This window comes from Mesorhizobium sp. M0030, from assembly GCF_040323695.1.
Lineage (GTDB): Bacteria > Pseudomonadota > Alphaproteobacteria > Rhizobiales > Rhizobiaceae > Mesorhizobium.
Genome location: NZ_JAMYVE010000001.1, coordinates 299,156 through 316,150, shown reverse-complemented (window position 1 = coordinate 316,150; position 16,995 = coordinate 299,156). Strand labels below are relative to the sequence as shown.

The following is a 16,995-nucleotide window of genomic DNA, read 5'->3' as shown; positions in this document are numbered from 1 at the left end:
CGGTTTTCGGGAAGATCATGGTCAAAGTAGGCGTTACCCTTCGTACGCGGACCGTCTAGGCAACAACGGACGTCCAAAACAGAAAACCGGGCAATCTGGCCCGGTTTTTTGTTGCTCGCTCGAATGCGTGAAGGGGTCTTAGGAGACCTGCTCGACCTGCTGTACTTCCGGCACGAAGTGGCGGAGCAGGTTCTGGATGCCGTGCTTCAGCGTCGCCGTCGAGGACGGGCAGCCGGCGCAGGCGCCCTTCATGTGCAGGAACACGGTGCCGTTCTCGAAGCCGCGGAAGGTGATGTCGCCGCCATCCTGGGCAACCGCCGGGCGCACCCTGGTGTCGAGCAGTTCCTTGATGGTGATGACCAGTTGCTCGTCAGCCTTGTCGTAGAATTCGCCGGTCTGGCTGGTCTCGGCGGCGGGGCCGGCGTTGACCATCACGGGCGCGCCCGACATGAAATGCTCCATGATGGCGCCCAGGATCGCCGGCTTCAGGTGCTGCCAGTCCGGGCCGTCCTTGGTCACGGTGATGAAGTCATAGCCGAAGAAGACGCCGGTCACGCCGGGGATCTCGAACAGCCGGCCGGCCAGCGGCGAGGCGCTGGCTGCACTGTCGGCGTCGCGGAAATCGGCGGTGCCTTCAACAAGGACTTCCTTGCCGGGCAGGAACTTCAGCGTTGCCGGGTTCGGCGTCGATTCAGTCTGGATGAACATGGCCGTCTCCGTGCCCCAGTCGGGCAGCTAGTTTGGAATAGTTCTAAATAGGCTCAATCTGCTGGACATTCAAGCGAAACGCGTCGCTCAAAACGGCTGGCTGGCGGAATGTCTTTGCTGGCTGGGGATGAATCCCGCGCGGGCTATAAATCCAGGATCGTGATGTTATCCGAACCGCTTCACACTTTCCGGCATCACTCTCTATGCGAGGCTGTCGATCTCCTCGTCGGAAAGGTTCTGCGGCACCACTGTGACGGGAATAGGGAAGGCGGCGCCCTTGCCGGCAACAGCCCCGACCAGCGGCCCAGGTCCTTCCTTGCCGGCACCTGCCGCCAGCACCAGGATGGCGATGTCCTGGTCTTCCTCGATCAGCTTGTGGATCTCTTCGGTCGGCTTGCCTTCGCGCACCACCATCTCGGGCTCGATGCCGAGCTTCTGGCGCACCTTGTTGGCGTAGCCGTCGAGTGCCGCGCGCGCCGTGGCGTTGGCTTCCTCGCGCATGATCTTCTCGACGCCCAGCCAGTGCTGAAAGTCGTCCGGTGTGATGATGTAGAGCAGCACCAGCGTGCCGCTGGTGCTCTGCGCCCGCTTGGAGGCGTACGCGACGGCGCGCTCGCACTCCGGCGTGTCGTCGATGATCGTCAGGAATTTCCTGCGATGGCCGGCTTCGCGACTGAGGCGTTTGGAGACCATGTCTATCTACTCGATGTTTTCGGCCGCAATCTGCCACCGCGACAGACCGGCGGCAAGCCGCCGGCCTTGGGCCAGAATGGTGCGGTGCACTGACGGTAGGATCAGCCCTGCAACAGGCCGATAATGTCGCGTACCGTCTTCATGGTGGTCTCAGCCAGCGCGCCGGCGCGTTCGCCGCCGTCTCTCAGCACCGCGTCGACATAGGCGCGGTCGCCCTCGATACGGCGCATCTCGCCGGCGATCGGCGCCAGTTTTTCCACGGCAAGGTCGGCGAGCGCCGGCTTGAACACGGAAAACTGCTGGCCGCCGAATTCCTTCAGCACGTCCGCCTTCGACATCTCGGCCAGCCCGGCATAGATGCCGACCAGGTTTTCCGCTTCCGGGCGGCTTTCCAGTCCGTCGACTTCGCTTGGCAACGCTTCCGGGTCGGTCTTGGCCTTGCGGATCTTCTTCGAGATGGTGTCGGCATCGTCGGTCAAATTGATGCGCGACAGGTCGGACGGGTCCGACTTCGACATTTTCTTCGAACCGTCGCGCAGGCTCATGATGCGCGCCGCCGGCCCGCCGATCACCGGTTCGGTTATCGGGAAGAACCCGTTTACCGTCTCCTCGCCAACCTGCATCTCGACGCCGACGCCAAGACTGGCGATGCGGCTCGAAAAATCATTATTGAACTTTTGCGCGATGTCGCGGGTCAGCTCCAGATGCTGCTTTTGGTCCTCGCCCACCGGCACATGGGTCGCGCGGTAGAGCAGGATGTCGGCCGCCATCAGCGAGGGATAGGCAAGCAGGCCCAGCGAGGCGTTCTCGCGGTCCTTGCCGGCCTTGTCCTTGAACTGCGTCATCTTGTTCATCCAGCCGATGCGCGCCACGCAATTGAAGATCCAGGCAAGCTCGGCATGCTGCATCACCCGCGACTGGTTGAAGACGATGTGCTTCTTCGGGTCGATGCCGGAGGCAAGGAAGGCCGCGGTAATCGAGCGGGTCTGGTCGGCGAGGTCGTCATGGACGAGTTGTGCCGTCAGCGAATGCAGGTCGACGACGCAATAGATGCAGTCTGACGTGTCCTGCAGGGCGACGAATTTCTTGATGGCGCCGAGATAGTTGCCGAGATGCAGATTGCCGGTCGGCTGTACCCCGGAAAAGACGAGCTGTTTGAAGGCGGTCATGGGTTCCTCATGGCTTGTGGAGGGCCGTATAAGCGTGATTCCGAAAAGTTGCAGACTTTTCGGAGCCAATCACGCGGCTGGAAACCACGCGCGGCGAAAGTCTTGCGACGGCGCGCTTATGGACGAAGGGGCGGAGAGGATCAAGACCGATGTTGCTGTTAGCTCGCCCGGACTATTCGTCCAGATCGGCCTTTGGCGCTGGCGCCGCTGCCTTGCCCGAGCCGCGTTTCACATTGCGCCGGATCATTCCGAAATCGGCGCCGCCGGTGGCGAAAGCCGTGACGAAGTAGAGCAGCGCCCCGCCGGCTACCAATGAGAGAAGCGTCACGGCCTTGATCACCAGTGGCGAGCCGGGGCCGAGCCTGACGGCCAGCCAGTGCTCGGCGAAATAGAGCGCCACCGCCATCACCGCAGCCGACAGCACCAGGCGCGGAATGCGCTTCAGCAATGGCACGTCGCGGCCCCAATGGCCACGTCGGATCAGCACCGCAAGCAGCATCACCGCGTTGACCCAGCCGGCGACGGCCGAGGCCACCGCAATGCCGGGCGCGCCCATTTTGGGGAACAGCGTCAGCGCGGTGATTACGTTCACGCCGACCGAGATGGCGGCGAACATCATCGGCGTGCGCGTGTCCTCGCGGGCGAAATAGCCGGGAGTGAAAGCCTTGATCAGCACGAAGGCCGGCAGGCCGAGGCCGAAAATCGCCAGGATCGCGGCCACGGTCGGCGTCGAGCCGTTGGCGGCGAAGGCGCCGCGCTCATAGACCAGCCGCACGATCGGCTCCGCCATCACCCACAGTGCCGCCGCCGCCGGCAAGGTCATGAACAGGGTGAACTCGACCGAGCGGTTCTGCAGATTGGCCGCCTCGACCAGATTGCCCGATTTCAGCGCCCGCGACAGCTCCGGCAGTAGCACGATGGCGACGGCAACGCCGACGACGCCGAGCGGCAGTTGGTAGATGCGGTCGGCATAGGCAAGCGAGGACACGGCGCTGTCCTGCGCCGACGCGATCGCCGTGCCGATCAGCTGGTTGATCTGGGTGATGCCGCCGGTGATCGCCGCCGGCAGGGCCAGGATCATCAGGCGCTTGACATTGGGCGTCATCTTCGGCCGGCGAAAACCGATGGCGATGCCGGCATTGCGCACCGCCACCCAGACAATGGCGAGCTGTACCAGCCCCGCCGCCAGCACGCCCCAGGACAGGCTGAAACCGACCTCACGGGCATCCATGCCGTGGTACCAGGCGTAGCCGAGCACGCTGATCAGGATGATGTTGAGGAATGCGGGCGCCACGGCAGCCGCGAAATAGCGGCGCAGCGAATTCAGCATGCCGGCCATCATCGCTGCGAGCGACATGCAGATGAGATACGGGAACATGATCGTCGCCAGCAGGACGGTCGTCTCGAACTTACCCGGCGTGTCGGCAAAGCCCGGCGCCACGAGATAGCGCACGATCAGCGGCATCGCCAATTCCATGACGATGGTCAGCGCCAGAAGTGCGGTGAACAGGACGCCGAACACTTCCTCCGAAAAGCGCTTGGCGCCGTCGGTGCCGTGAGTCTCGATCTCCTTGGCAAACAGCGGCACGAAAGCGGCGTTGAAGGCGCCTTCTGCAAACAGCCGGCGAAACGTGTTGGGAAACTGAAAGGCGGCGTTGAAGGCGTCCGCCACCGGCCCGGTGCCGAGTGCGGCCGCCATCAGCATTTCGCGGCCAAAGCCAAGGGCGCGGCTCATCAGCGTGCCGGACGCAACCGTGGCGAATTTCTTGACGAGGCTCATGCGCGGGGAGATTGCCTGGATGGTTGGGACAAAGGGGATGATTGGGACAAAGGGGGTGATTGGGACAAAGTGATGGTCACTCGGCCGCCGCCTTGGCCTTGCCGCCGCGCTCCGGGACAACGCCTTCAAGTGCCTCGATCAGCCTTGTGTGGATGGCGGCGGTGCGCGCCGGATTGTCGATCTTCTGCCCCGTCAGGTCGGTGACATAGAAAGTGTCGATCACCTTCTCGCCGAAGGTGGTGATGTGGGCCGAGGCGATGTCGAGCGAGAGATCGGACAACGCACTGGTGATTTCCGACAACAGCCCAGGCCGGTCCAGTCCCTCGACCTCGATCACCGAAAACCGGTTCGACAGCGTGTTGCGGATTTCGGCGCGCGGCGGAATCTTGAACACCTTGGCGCCGCGCCGCGGCCGGGTGCGCTTCTCGATCATCTCCGGCAACCAGCTCTTGCCCGACAGCACGTCCTCGATCAGCCGGCCGACGCGCTCGGCGCGACGGCGCTCATCCTCGTCGCGGTCGAATTCCCGTGAGATCAGGATGATGTCCAGCGCGCGGCCGTCGGACGTGGTGAAGATCTGCGCGTCGACGATGTTGCCGCCGGCTCCCGCGCAGGCGCCGGCAATGACCGAAAGCAGGCGCGGATGATCCTGCGCCAACACGGTGATCTCGGTCACCGCCTCGAATTGGTGGGTCCTGACCACGGTGGCGAGCTTCTTGCCTGCCGCGTCGGCTTCGCGGATGAATTCGGCATGGCGCAGCTGATCGGGGAGGTCGACCGTCAGCAGATAGTTCTCGTAATGCAGGCCGACATAGCGCTTGCGGGCCTTGTCCGGCCAATCGGCCAGCGCCTCGGCCAGCCGCTCGCGCGCCGCCGCCGTCCGCTTGGCGCGCGACACTTCCGAGAAGCCGCCGGTCAAAAGCAGTTCGGTCTCGTAGTAGAGCGTGCGCAGGAGCTGGCCCTTCCAGCCGTTCCACACGCCCGGCCCGACACCCCTGATGTCGCAGACGGTCAGGATCAACAGCATTTTCAGCCGCTCGACCGATTGCACGATCGAGGCGAAATCCTCGATCGTCTTGCGGTCGTTGAGGTCGCGCGTCTGCGCCGTCATCGACATCACCAGATGGTTCTCGACCAGCCAGGCGACGGTCTCGGTGTCGGCGGCCGACAGCCCCATATGCGGGCAGATGCGGCGTGCGATCCGGGCGCCGGCCTCTGAGTGATCCTCCGGCCGGCCCTTGGCGATGTCGTGCAGCAGCACCGCGACATAGAGTGCCTCGCGGCTCTTCTTTAGCCCCGGCATCAGCGTGTGCGACAGCGGATGCACCTTTTCGCCGTCGCCGCGCTCGATCTCGGCCAAGACGCCGATGCAGCGGATCAGGTGCTCGTCCACCGTATAGTGGTGGTACATCGAGAACTGCATCATGGCGACTATTCTGCCGAAATCGGGGATCAGCCTGCCGAGCAGGCCGGCCTCGTTCATGCGCCGCAAATTAAGCTCGGCATTGCGGTCCGAGGTCAGGATGTCGAGGAACAGCCGGTTGGCCTCCTCGTCGCGCCGCAGCGACTTGTTGACCAGACCGAGCGAGCGGGTGAGCAGCTTCAGCGCATCGGGATGGAACTCCAGCCCGTGCTTGTCGGCGAACCAGAACAGCCTGAGCAGATTGACCGGGTCGCGCTCGAACACGCTGTCGTCGGCGACGTTGATGCGGTGATTGTCGACAATGAAGTCCGACGTGCCTGCCAGCTTGCGCTTGCGGCGCTGGAAGGTGAGGAAGATGCGGTTGAAGCCGGGCACATGCTTGGCCTGCTCTTCCTCGAGCGCGGCGCAGAAGATGCGGGTGAGGTCGCCGACATCCTTGGCGACGAGGAAGTAATGCTTCATGAAGCGCTCGACCGCCGACAGACCGGGATGGGTGGTGTAGCCCAGCCGTTCGGCGATCTCGCGCTGGATATCGAAATGCAGCCGTTCCTCTGGCTTGCCGGTGAGGAAATGCATGTGGCAGCGCACCGCCCACAGGAAGTCTTCGGCCTTCTGGAATTCGCGGTACTCGGCCTCGGTGAAGACACCTTTCTCGACCAATTCCTCGCCGGTGCGCACGCGATAGAAGTATTTGGCGATCCAGAACAGCGTCTGCAAATCGCGCAGGCCGCCCTTGCCGTCCTTGACGTTGGGCTCGACCAGATAGCGGCTTTCGCCGGCCTTGGCATGGCGATCGTCGCGTTCGGCGAGCTTGGCCTGCACATATTCCGGTCCGGTGGTGCGCACCACTTCATGGTCGAAGCGAGCGAGCAATTCGTCGAAGAGCTTCTGTTCGCCCCACAGGAACCGCGCTTCCAGGATCGTGGTGCGGATGGTGATATCGCTGCGCGACAGCCTGAGACACTCGTCGATGTTGCGGGTGGCGTGGCCAACCTTCAACCCGAGGTCCCACAGCATATAGAGCATATATTCGACGATCTGTTCGCCCCACGGCGTCTGCTTGTAGGGCAGCAGGAACAACAGGTCGATGTCGGAGCCCGGCGCCAGCGTGCCGCGGCCATAGCCGCCGACGGCGACGACCGCCATGCGCTCTGCGGTCGAGGGGCTTTTCACCCGGTAGACGTGGGTCGCGGCGAACTCGTAGAGGGCGCGGATGATCTCGTCCATCAGATGCGACAGCCGGGCGGCGCAGGCCGTGCCGCTGCCATCGTCCATCAGCATGCGCTCGGCAACCTTGCGGCCCTCGGTCAGCCGATCCTTCAGCAGCCGGAGCGCACCGACGCGCGCGCCGGGCTCGATGCCGCTGGCCGCCGAGATCAGCGCCGTCATGTCGCGGCGCAAAGCCTCGCTGTCGATCAGCGCGTCGAGCTTGAGGGAGATTTTTGCCATGGATTGCCGGTGGGCCTCGCCTTTGCGCGGCGTCTATAGCGCGTTTTCACGGCGCTGTGTATGGGGCGGACGGACGCGTCGGCCGCGATACCAGAAAGGGATGATCATCTCGCGCCGGAGCCGGAAGAGATCGGCGATCTGCCACGTCAACCGCCTGGTCTCGATCCTTACCTTGGCGGTGATTGGCCTGGGGCGCCGTTTACCTATCCCGCTTGCCACCCATTCCTCTGTTCGCTCCTGCTTGAGCAGGCTTGGCAATCTCACCGGACTGTCGCCGAGGAATTGTGCCTGCAGGCACAATGCTGGGACGAGTTGGTAAATGACCTTGTCGGACGAGGTAGCAAAACGCGGATTGAAGATGAGGTGATCGACGGGAATGCTGATCTCATTCGTTGCCGCAAGAAGGTCCCGCGCGGCCTGTCTGGACAGGATGTATCCCGCCGTACCGATATGGAGCCCGTGCAGTCTGCTCGCAAAAAAACCGTGGCCGCAGGCAACTTGCTTGCGTGAAATTACGGTCCGGTTGAAGAACGTTTCCAACTTGACGATGTCCGCATCGGCGGGAATCCAGCCCGCATCGGCAAGCAAAGCGCCGGCTTTGTCCGGGAAAACGACGTCGTCCTCGAAAATCGCCGCGTAAGCATCCTCACCTGCAGCGATCGTCGACCAACACTGTTGGTGGCTGAGCAGGCAGGCAATCTCGGCGTCGGCCAGGCGCAAATGCTTCTTGCCCTGCGGCATTTCGGCCAGATCCGGCCGATCTCGCGCATCGATGGCGGCGACCCGCTCGAAGGCGATGCCGATGCGCGCGAACTCCGCCGTTACATGGGCGAGGCGATCGCGGGACCGATCGAGATTGATAATCAGGCATTTCATTTGGGTGGGATCGATGCAGTGGGACGCGCGTCCATAGCATGGGAACAAAGTTGCGTAAGCGATTTTCCCTCGATGTGCGCGATGACGGCCACGATCGAAAAGTGGAAATCGCCCCTTGACCTTCCAGTTACTGGAAGCACTACCTCCTCACCCAGACAGATATAAGGCACTTTTCGATGGCGCATTCCGAGCATCACCACCACGCGCACGCGGCCGATGGCAACTGCTGTACGGCAAAGGCTGCTGAGCCGGCCGCCGAAGCAGTGGTGCGCGATCCGGTCTGCGGCATGAGCGTCGATCCGGCAGCCGGCAAGCCGACGGCCGAGCATGGCGGCCGTCTCTTTCACTTCTGCAGCGAGGGTTGCCGTACGAAATTCGTCGCCGGGCCCGAAAAATACCTGACCGCCACCGACCCCGTCTGTGGCATGAGTGTCGACCGCGCTACCGCCAGGCATTTTTTCCGCCACGAAGGCCAGGGTTTCTATTTCTGCTCGGCCGGCTGCCGGGCGAAGTTCGAGGCCGAGCCGCAAAACTATCTCGGTGACAGGCCGACGCCGTCGCCAGTGCGGAAAGGCACGCAATACACCTGCCCGATGCATCCCGAAGTGATAAGAGACAAGCCCGGCTCCTGCCCGATCTGCGGCATGGCGCTTGAGCCGATGGGCGTTCCCACTGGCGATGAGGGCCCGAACCCCGAACTGGTAGACTTCACCAGACGGTTCTGGGTCAGCGCGGTGCTGTCCCTGCCGCTGCTGATCGTTGCCATGGCGCCGATGCTCGGCCTGACGTTCCAGGCGTTTGTCGACGGGCGAACGATGGTCTGGCTGGAATTGGCGCTGGCCAGCCCCGTCGTGCTGTGGGCGGCCTTCCCGTTCTTCCACCGAGGCTGGGAGTCGCTGGTCAACCGCAGCCCCAATATGTGGACGCTGATTTCGCTCGGTGTCGGCGCTGCCTATCTCTACAGCGTGGCGGCCACTCTGTTCCCGGACATTTTTCCACACCAGTTCCGCGGTCATGGCGGCACAGTGCCGGTCTATTTCGAGGCAGCCGCCGTCATCGTCGCGCTGGTATTCCTCGGTCAGGTGCTCGAATTGCGGGCGCGCGAAAAGACCGGCTCGGCCATCCGTGCGCTGCTCGACCTGGCGCCGAAGACGGCACGGCTGATCGGGGAGGACGGCTCCGACACCGACGTGCCGCTCGTTGCGGTCAAGACCGGCGACCACCTACGCCTCCGTCCGGGCGACGCCGTGCCGGTCGACGGCACTGTAACGGAAGGCCGTTCCTCCATCGACGAATCGATGATCTCGGGCGAGCCGCTGCCGGTCGAAAAAACGAAAGGCGATGCCTTGACCGGCGGCACGCTCAACAAGAACGGTTCGCTGATCATGCGCGCCGAAAAGGTCGGCTCCGAAACGACGCTTTCGCGCATCGTCGAGCTGGTCGCAAAGGCGCAGCGTTCGCGCGCGCCGATTCAAGGTTTAGCCGATCGCGTCTCCTTCTACTTCGTGCCGGCCGTCGTGCTGGTCGCGCTCATGGCCTTTGCCGCCTGGGCGATCTTCGGTCCCGAACCCAGCTTGATCTTTGCCATCGTCTCGGCGGTCTCGGTGCTGATCATCGCCTGCCCCTGCGCGCTCGGCCTGGCGACGCCGATGTCGATCATGACTGCCACCGGGCGCGGGGCGCACGCGGGCGTGCTGATCAAGGACGCGGCCGCGCTCGAGCGCTTCGCTTCGGTCGACACGTTGATCGTCGACAAGACCGGCACCTTGACCGAAGGCAAGCCTCGCTTGACCGATGTCGTCGCTGCCGAAGGCCTGTCTGAGAATGAATTGCTGGCGCTCGCCGCCGGCCTGGAAAAAGGCTCGGAGCATCCGCTGGCCGAGGCCATTGTCGGCGGCGCCGGCGAACGCGGCCTGACGCTCGTTGAGGCCGGCGGCTTCGACGCCGTCACCGGCAAGGGCGTATCCGGCACGGTGTCTGGCAGGAAGGTTTCGCTCGGCAACGCCGCCATGATGGCCGATGTCGGCATCGACACCGCTTCCCTGTCGGCCAGGGCCGAGGCGCTGCAGGCAGAAGGCAAGACGGCGATGTTCGTTGCGGTGGACAAAAAACTGGCCGGCATTGTCGCGGTCGCCGATCCGGTCAAGGCAACGACAGCCGAGGCGATCAGGGCGCTGCACGACAGAGGCTTGCGGATCATCATGGCGACCGGCGACAATGAATGCACGGCGCGCGCCATCGCCAAAAGCCTTGGCATTGACGAGGTGCGCGCCGGCCTGCTGCCGGAACAAAAGGCAGCCCTTGTCGAGGAGTTGCGTGCGAAAGGTGCCGGCATCGCCATGGCCGGCGACGGCGTCAACGATGCGCCGGCCCTGGCCAGCGCCGATGTCGGCATCGCCATGGGCACCGGCGCCGATGTCGCTGTCGAGAGCGCCGGCATTACGCTGGTCAAGGGCGATCTCAACGGCATCGTCAGGGCGCGAACGCTCGCCCAGGGGACGATCCGCAACATCCGCCAGAATCTGTTTTTCGCCTTCCTCTACAATGTGCTTGGCGTGCCGGTTGCTGCCGGCGTGCTCTATCCGCTCACCGGCACGCTTTTGTCGCCGATGCTGGCGGCGGCGGCCATGAGCCTGTCTTCGGTTTCGGTCATCGCCAACGCATTGCGGCTGCGGACGTTGAAACTCTGAGCAAAGCCCCCAGATACGAATTTCAATCAACAGGAGATCATGGATGACCTTGGCTAAGAAAATCGTGCTTTTGATGATGGCGGCGGGAATGCTGCTTGCCGTTTTCCTCGAAAGCGTCCCGGCGCAATCCGAAGAGATGAAACACGACATGGGCGCGATGGGCGCGCAAGGTCCTTCGACCGACGGCTACAAGGCGGCGATGGACAAGATGCACACCGACATGATGATCGAATATTCCGGCAATGCCGATGTCGATTTCGTGCGCGGCATGATCCCGCATCATCGGGGCGCGATCGACATGGCCAAGGTGGAACTCGCCAATGGCAAGGATCCCGAAATCCGCAAGCTGGCCGAAGATGTCATCGCCGCGCAGGAAGCGGAGATCACCAAGATGCAGGCCTGGCTCGCCGCCCATCCGGTCAAGTAGCGCAGCAACGACTGCGGAGAAGAATGCGGGATCCATTCTGGATTTCTCCCTGTGCTTGTGATGCCATGCGCATTGACCGCCATACGAGGAGCCTCCATGCCCACGACCATAAGAACCACCACGCTGCCTTCGGGCGAGGCCGTCCAGGTGCTGGGACAGGGCACATGGAAGATGGGCGAGGATTCCCGCCGCCGCGCCGGGGAGGTCAATGCCCTGAAGCTCGGGCTGGACCTCGGCATGACGTTGATCGACACCGCTGAAATGTATGCCAGCGGCGGCGCCGAGGAGGTGGTGGCGGAAGCCATTGCCGGGCGCCGCGACGAACTCTTTCTCGTCTCCAAGGTATTGCCGTCCAATGCCTCGCGCACCGGTGTGGCGCGGGCCTGCGAAAACAGCTTGAAGCGCCTGCGCACCGACCGCATCGATCTCTATCTCCTGCATTGGCCGGGCAGTGTGCCTCTAGGCGAAACGGTCGACGCTTTCGAGGCGTTGAAGAAGGCCGGCAAGATCCGTCACTGGGGCGTCAGCAATTTCGACACCGACGAAATGGAGGAGCTGACCGGCCTGTCGTCTGGAGATCATGTCCAGACCAACCAGGTACTCTACAATCTGTCGCGGCGCGGCCCCGAATTCGATCTCGCACCGTGGAGCCGGCAGCGCGGCATCCCGCTGATGGCCTATTCGCCGGTCGAGCAGGGCGCGCTGGCGCGTAATCCCCGGCTGGAAACCGTTGCCGCCCGCCACAACGCAACGCCGGCACAGATCGCCTTGGCCTGGGTGATGGCGCAGCCCGGTGTCATCGCCATCCCGAAGGCGAGTAGCCAGGAGCATGTCCGCCAGAATTTTGCCGCGCTCGACATCGAGCTGACGGCCGAAGACCTCGCCGAACTCGACCGCGCCTTTCCACCGCCGACGCGCAAGCGCGGGCTGGAGATGATCTAGATTGGAACGGGTTTCGACCGGGTATCATCATACGGCGTATAGAGTCGGAGCCATGACGGTCACGTCGCTGCGCGACGGTTACGTCGACATGCCAATCAGGCGGCTGCGCCAGCCCGGAGACCGGACATTCGGTGACAACCTGCCCTCGCATGTACCGCTCGTCGACGGTGCGCTCAGGCTGTCGGTCAACGCCTTCGCCATCGATGACGGCGACGACATCACGCTGATCGACACAGGGGCTTCGAACGCCTGGCACCCGACAATGGGGCACCTGCCCGAGGCGCTGCGCGAGGCGAAGATCGCCACCGACCGGATTCGGACTGTTGCTTTCACCCACACCCATCTCGACCATATACACGGGCTCATCCTTGCCGATGGTGACGACGGCTTCCCGCAGCTCTCTCGCCTGCTTGTCCCGCGCGCTGAGCTCGGCATGTTTCGCGACGTGGCGAGGCTGGAACGCTTCCACGATCGCGCCCAGCCTCTCGATGCTGGACAGCGCGTCAGCGCTGACATCGATACGATCGGCTCCGCTGGCCATGAAGCCGGCCACACTTGCTTTCGCGTTGTGAGCGCAGGCGAAACACTGTTGATCTGGGGCGACATCGTACATGTGCCGTCGCTTCAATTCGATCGACCCGAGATCACGTGGGAATTCGACGCAGACCAGCAGCAGGCGAGGGCAAGCCGGTTGCAAATGCTGGCGCTTGCGGCCAACAACGACTGCTACGTTGCCGGCGCGCATCTTGATTCGCCCGGCGTCGGCCGGGTTTTTCGAACCGAGACGGCTTTCCGCTTCGAGCCCTTGTAGCACTCTAGCCGAGCGCCGCCCGCGCCCGTCGCAACGCGCGCGAAAACACTGCCGTGTCGTCGAAGGCGCGTGCCAGCGTGAGCGCGCCCTGGATGGCGCCGACCGCTTCTTCGGCGAGTTCGTCCGCCCTGTCAGCGCTGTGCCCGCTTCGGGTCAGCGCTTCGGCAAGATGCGCCACCCAGCGGCCGAAATAGCTTCTGATCGCGATGGCGAAGAGGTCGCGGGATTCGTCCAGCGCGAAGGCGCCGATCAGGCACACCTGGCGGCCCGACCGGAAATAGCTCTCGGTCGCTTCGAACATCCGGTCGATGCCCGTACGAGGGTCGGCCCTGTCCTGCAACGGCACGAAGACATTCTCCTCGAACCAGCCATCTATATGGGCAATGACAGCCGCCGCCATCTCTTCCTTGCCGCCGGGGAAGAAGTGGTAAAGGCTGCCTTTGCCTAGGCCGGTCGCCGCACCGATCCGCGCCAGGCTCGCCCCTTCATAGCCGTGTTCGCGGAAAACCTCGCCGATGATGGAGAGCAAATCGGCGCGATCGGGCGCGATCCTGCGCATGCGCTAGTTTTTCCGCTTGAGCATGATCTTTGCCGAAAACCGCGACACAGCTCTAGGGATCATATTCTAAAGTCCGAGTTCGGACAGGCCGGGATGGTCGTCCGGCCGGCGGCCGAGCGGCCAGTGATATTTGCGCTCACCCTCGGCGATCGGCAGGTCGTTGATGCTGGCGACGCGCCTACGCATCAGTCCATCCGCGTCGAATTCCCAATTCTCATTGCCGTAGGAGCGGAACCAGTGGCCACTGTTGTCGCGCCATTCATAGGCAAAGCGCACCGCGATGCGGTTGTCGTTCCAGGTCCAGACCTCCTTGATCAGGCGGTAGTCGAGCTCGCGAGCCCATTTGCGCGTGAGGAAGGAGACGATCTCATTTCTGCCCGAGACGAACTCGGCGCGGTTGCGCCAGGTGCTGTCCTGCGTATAGGCGAGCGAAACCCGTTCGGGATCGCGGCTGTTCCAGGCGTCTTCGGCAAGCCGAGCCTTCTGCGCGGCGGTCTCGGCGGTGAAGGGCGGCAGCGGCGGACGGCTCATATCATTCTCCCATCGGCAAAGGCGATGGCGAGCATTGTACCAATCGGTACAATTGGTCAAGGCCGAAATCGGGCTAGGTTTTCCCCGCCAGCCCCTTCAGCCGGTAGAGCGCTTCCAGCGCCTCGCGCGGCGTCATCTCGTCTGGATTGATCTCACCCAGCGCTGCGCCCAATGCGTCGCTCTTCGCAGGCTTTGCCGCTTCCCGCTTCATTGCCACCGAAAACAGCGGCAGATCGTCGACCAGCCGGTTGGCCTTGCCGGAGACATCGCCTTCCTCGAGCTGATGCAGCACCTCTTTGGCGCGGCCGACCACCGCTTCCGGCAGACCGGCAAGGCGAGCGACCTGAACGCCATAGGAGCGATCGGCGGCACCCTTGCCGACCTCGTGCAGGAAGACCACGTCGCCTTCCCATTCCTTGACCCGCATGGTGACGTTGGAAAGGCGCGGCAGCTTGCCGGACAGCGCCGTCATCTCGTGGAAATGGGTGGCAAAGATCGCCCGGCAGCGGTTCTTCTCGTGCAGGTACTCGACCGCCGCCCAGGCGATCGACAGGCCATCGAAAGTGGCGGTGCCGCGGCCGATTTCGTCGAGGATCACCAGCGCCCGCTCACCGGCCTGGTTGAGGATCGCCGCCGTCTCGACCATCTCGACCATGAAGGTCGAACGGCCACGCGCCAGATCGTCCGAGGCGCCGACGCGCGAGAACAACCGGTCGACGACGCCGATATGGGCCGATGTCGCCGGCACGAAGGAACCGGTTTGGGCGAGGATGGCGATCAGTGCGTTTTGCCGCAGGAAGGTCGACTTACCGCCCATATTCGGACCGGTGAGCAGCCAGATCGCGCCGGCCTTGGCCCCGTCTTGCGGCGACAGATCGCAATCATTGGCGACGAACGGCCCTTCGCCCGAGCGCCGCAGCGCCTGTTCCACCACCGGATGGCGTCCGCCCGAGATATCGAAGGCGAGGCTGGAATCGACCAGCGGCCGGCACCAGGCTTCACTCTCCGACAACAGCGCGAGCGCCGCCGACACGTCAAGTACGGCAAGCGCATCGGCGCCGGCGCGAATTTTTTGCGCCTCGGCGACCGCCTCTGTCGTCAGCGTGTCGAAAGCGGCAAGCTCGATGCTCAGCGCCCGGTCGGCGGCATTGGCGATTTTGGTCTCGAGTTCGGCAAGGTCGGTCGTGGTGAAACGCATGGCGTTGGCCATGGTCTGGCGGTGGATGAAGCGCGCCTTGGCGCCGTCGCTTCCGGTCATGATTGAATGGTGGTTGGCCGTCACCTCGATGTAATAGCCCAGCACATTGTTGTGGCGGATTTTCAGCGAGCGGATGCCGGTCTCCTCGATCAGCGAGCGCTCCAGTCCGGCGATCACCTTGCGCGATTCGTCGCGCAGCGCCCGCATTTCGTCGAGCTCGGCATGGTAGCCGCCACGCACGAAGCCGCCGTCGCGCCTCAGCAGCGGCAGTTCCTCGCCAAGAGCCTGGGTCAGATGCTCGGCCAGCGCGCGCGGCAGCGCCTTTATCGCGGCAAGTGCCGCGGTCAGCTCAGCGGGCAGGACGGTCGTTCCGAACAGTTCGGCAATGGTGGCCGCCGCTTCGAAGCCGGCACGCAGCGCGCCGAGATCGCGCGGACCGCCGCGGTTGAGCGCCAACCGCGACAGCGCCCGCGGCATGTCGGCGACGCTCTTCAGGCTTGACCGGACAGCCTGGCAGAGCCGCGTCTCGGTGCGGAAGAACGATACCGAATCAAGCCGGGCAGCAATCGCCGCCGGATCGGTCAGCGGCGCCATCAGCCGGTCGGCGAGCAGCCTGGCGCCGCCGCCGGTGACCGTGCGGTCTATAGCCTTGAACAGCGAGCCGTCGCGGCTGCCCGACAGCGTGCGCAACAGTTCCAGATTGCCGCGTGTCGCAGGATCGATGAACAGCGTCGAGCCCTGCTCCTCGCGTTCGGGACGCGACAAAGGCGGCCGCTCGGCCTTCTGCGTCTTTTCGACATAGGCGATGGCGCCCGAGATCGCCGACAATTCGGCGCGCGAGAAGGCACCGAAACTGTCCGGCGTCGCCACTTCGAAGAAGCGCGCGATCCGCCCCGCTGCCGAAGCCGAATCGAAAAGCGACGGCGGCTGCGGGCTGGCGACGCGGCCGATGAAGTCGAACACCGGCTTCAGCTCGGGATCGTAAAACACCGGCTCGGCGACGATCAGCTCGCGCGGGTCGACGCGGAAGACATCGGCCAGCAGCCGGTCGGCCGTGGTTTCGGCGACGCGGAAGACGCCGGTCGAGATCTCGATCCAGGCCAGGGCGAAGGCGTCACCGCTGTTGCCGCCCTTCACCCGCCCCAGCGCCATCAGGAAGCTCGATTCCGACGGCGCCAGCAATTTATCCTCGGTGATGGTGCCGGGCGTCACCAGCCGCACCACGTCACGGCGTACGACCGATTTGCCGCCGCGCTTCCTGGCTTCCGCCGGGTCCTCGATCTGCTCGCAGACGGCGACGCGGAAACCCTGGCCGATCAGCTTCTGCAGATAGTCGTCGGCCGCATGCACCGGCACGCCGCACATCGGAATGTCGTTACCCTGGTGCTTGCCGCGCTTGGTCAGGACGATGCCCAGCGCCTTGCTCGCCTTTTCGGCGTCGTCGAAGAACAGCTCGTAGAAATCGCCCATGCGGTAGAACAGCAGCGAATCCGGGTTCGCCGCCTTGATCTCGATAAACTGCTCCATCATCGGCGTGACGCTGCCGACGGGCGCAGGCGGTGTCACCTCGGGGGCGTCGGTTTCTGCTGAAGTGTGCATGTTCATGCCCGCACGCTAGCAGATGTGGGTGCGGGGTTTAATGCCGGCGGCTCGAAAAGCAGGGGACGACCGGCCTCGACGGCGGCTTGTGCTCCCTCTACGCCGGGTGAAGCCGTTGGTTGCATCGGGCGACAACCAGA

Annotated in this window: 13 protein-coding genes; 4 read left to right on the top strand and 9 right to left on the bottom strand. The window is 63.9% G+C overall.

All coding sequences use genetic code 11. The features are described from left to right. Nucleotides 1-138: 138 nt before the first annotated feature. The 6 genes from NKJ80_RS01460 to NKJ80_RS01435 form a co-directional block, all read right to left on the bottom strand. Entirely contained in the window at nt 139-708 is a 570-nt protein-coding gene (locus tag NKJ80_RS01460; RefSeq protein WP_023685140.1) for a NifU family protein, read from the bottom strand. A gap of 201 nt (nt 709-909) precedes the next feature. After that, nucleotides 910-1,401: a universal stress protein gene (locus NKJ80_RS01455; RefSeq protein ID WP_023672856.1), complete on the bottom strand. Its 492-nt coding sequence runs from the start codon at nt 1,399-1,401 to the stop codon at nt 910-912. A 101-nt stretch (nt 1,402-1,502) separates the two neighbouring features. After that, entirely contained in the window at nt 1,503-2,570 is a 1,068-nt protein-coding gene (gene trpS / locus NKJ80_RS01450) for a tryptophan--tRNA ligase (RefSeq protein ID WP_023672858.1), read from the bottom strand. Nucleotides 2,571-2,742: 172 nt separating this feature from the next. Further along, the gene (murJ, locus tag NKJ80_RS01445) at nt 2,743-4,350 is read right to left on the bottom strand and encodes a murein biosynthesis integral membrane protein MurJ (protein WP_352496906.1); all 1,608 of its coding nucleotides are present in this window, start codon (nt 4,348-4,350) and stop codon (nt 2,743-2,745) included. A gap of 76 nt (nt 4,351-4,426) precedes the next feature. Then, nucleotides 4,427-7,222: a [protein-PII] uridylyltransferase gene (locus tag NKJ80_RS01440; protein WP_352496905.1), complete on the bottom strand. Its 2,796-nt coding sequence runs from the start codon at nt 7,220-7,222 to the stop codon at nt 4,427-4,429. A gap of 33 nt (nt 7,223-7,255) precedes the next feature. After that, complete coding sequence (locus NKJ80_RS01435; RefSeq protein WP_352496904.1) at nt 7,256-8,098, bottom strand: glycosyltransferase family 25 protein; 843 nt, start codon at nt 8,096-8,098, stop codon at nt 7,256-7,258. 176 nt (nt 8,099-8,274) lie between these two features. Here NKJ80_RS01435 and NKJ80_RS01430 point away from each other — a divergent pair, with 176 nt between their 5' ends. The 4 genes from NKJ80_RS01430 (at nt 8,275) to NKJ80_RS01415 (ending at nt 12,968) form a co-directional block, all read left to right on the top strand. Then, a complete protein-coding gene (locus NKJ80_RS01430) occupies nt 8,275-10,788 on the top strand; it encodes a heavy metal translocating P-type ATPase (protein WP_352496903.1) in 2,514 nt (837 codons plus the stop codon). A 43-nt stretch (nt 10,789-10,831) separates the two neighbouring features. Further along, a complete protein-coding gene (gene copM / locus NKJ80_RS01425) occupies nt 10,832-11,215 on the top strand; it encodes a CopM family metallochaperone (protein ID WP_023823806.1) in 384 nt (127 codons plus the stop codon). Between the two features lie 96 nt (nt 11,216-11,311). Continuing rightward, complete coding sequence (locus NKJ80_RS01420; RefSeq protein ID WP_352496902.1) at nt 11,312-12,157, top strand: aldo/keto reductase; 846 nt, start codon at nt 11,312-11,314, stop codon at nt 12,155-12,157. Nucleotides 12,158-12,209: 52 nt separating this feature from the next. Further along, nucleotides 12,210-12,968 (top strand): MBL fold metallo-hydrolase, encoded by a 759-nt coding sequence (locus tag NKJ80_RS01415; RefSeq protein ID WP_245261098.1) that lies wholly within the window; start codon nt 12,210-12,212, stop codon nt 12,966-12,968. A 4-nt stretch (nt 12,969-12,972) separates the two neighbouring features. Here NKJ80_RS01415 and NKJ80_RS01410 read toward each other — a convergent pair whose 3' ends face one another. The 3 genes from NKJ80_RS01410 to mutS form a co-directional block, all read right to left on the bottom strand. Next, nucleotides 12,973-13,527 (bottom strand): TetR/AcrR family transcriptional regulator, encoded by a 555-nt coding sequence (locus NKJ80_RS01410; RefSeq protein ID WP_023703548.1) that lies wholly within the window; start codon nt 13,525-13,527, stop codon nt 12,973-12,975. A 66-nt stretch (nt 13,528-13,593) separates the two neighbouring features. After that, nucleotides 13,594-14,058 (bottom strand): nuclear transport factor 2 family protein, encoded by a 465-nt coding sequence (locus tag NKJ80_RS01405; protein ID WP_352496901.1) that lies wholly within the window; start codon nt 14,056-14,058, stop codon nt 13,594-13,596. Between the two features lie 73 nt (nt 14,059-14,131). Continuing rightward, a complete protein-coding gene (mutS, locus tag NKJ80_RS01400; RefSeq protein ID WP_352496900.1) occupies nt 14,132-16,861 on the bottom strand; it encodes a DNA mismatch repair protein MutS in 2,730 nt (909 codons plus the stop codon). Nucleotides 16,862-16,995 lie beyond the last annotated feature (134 nt).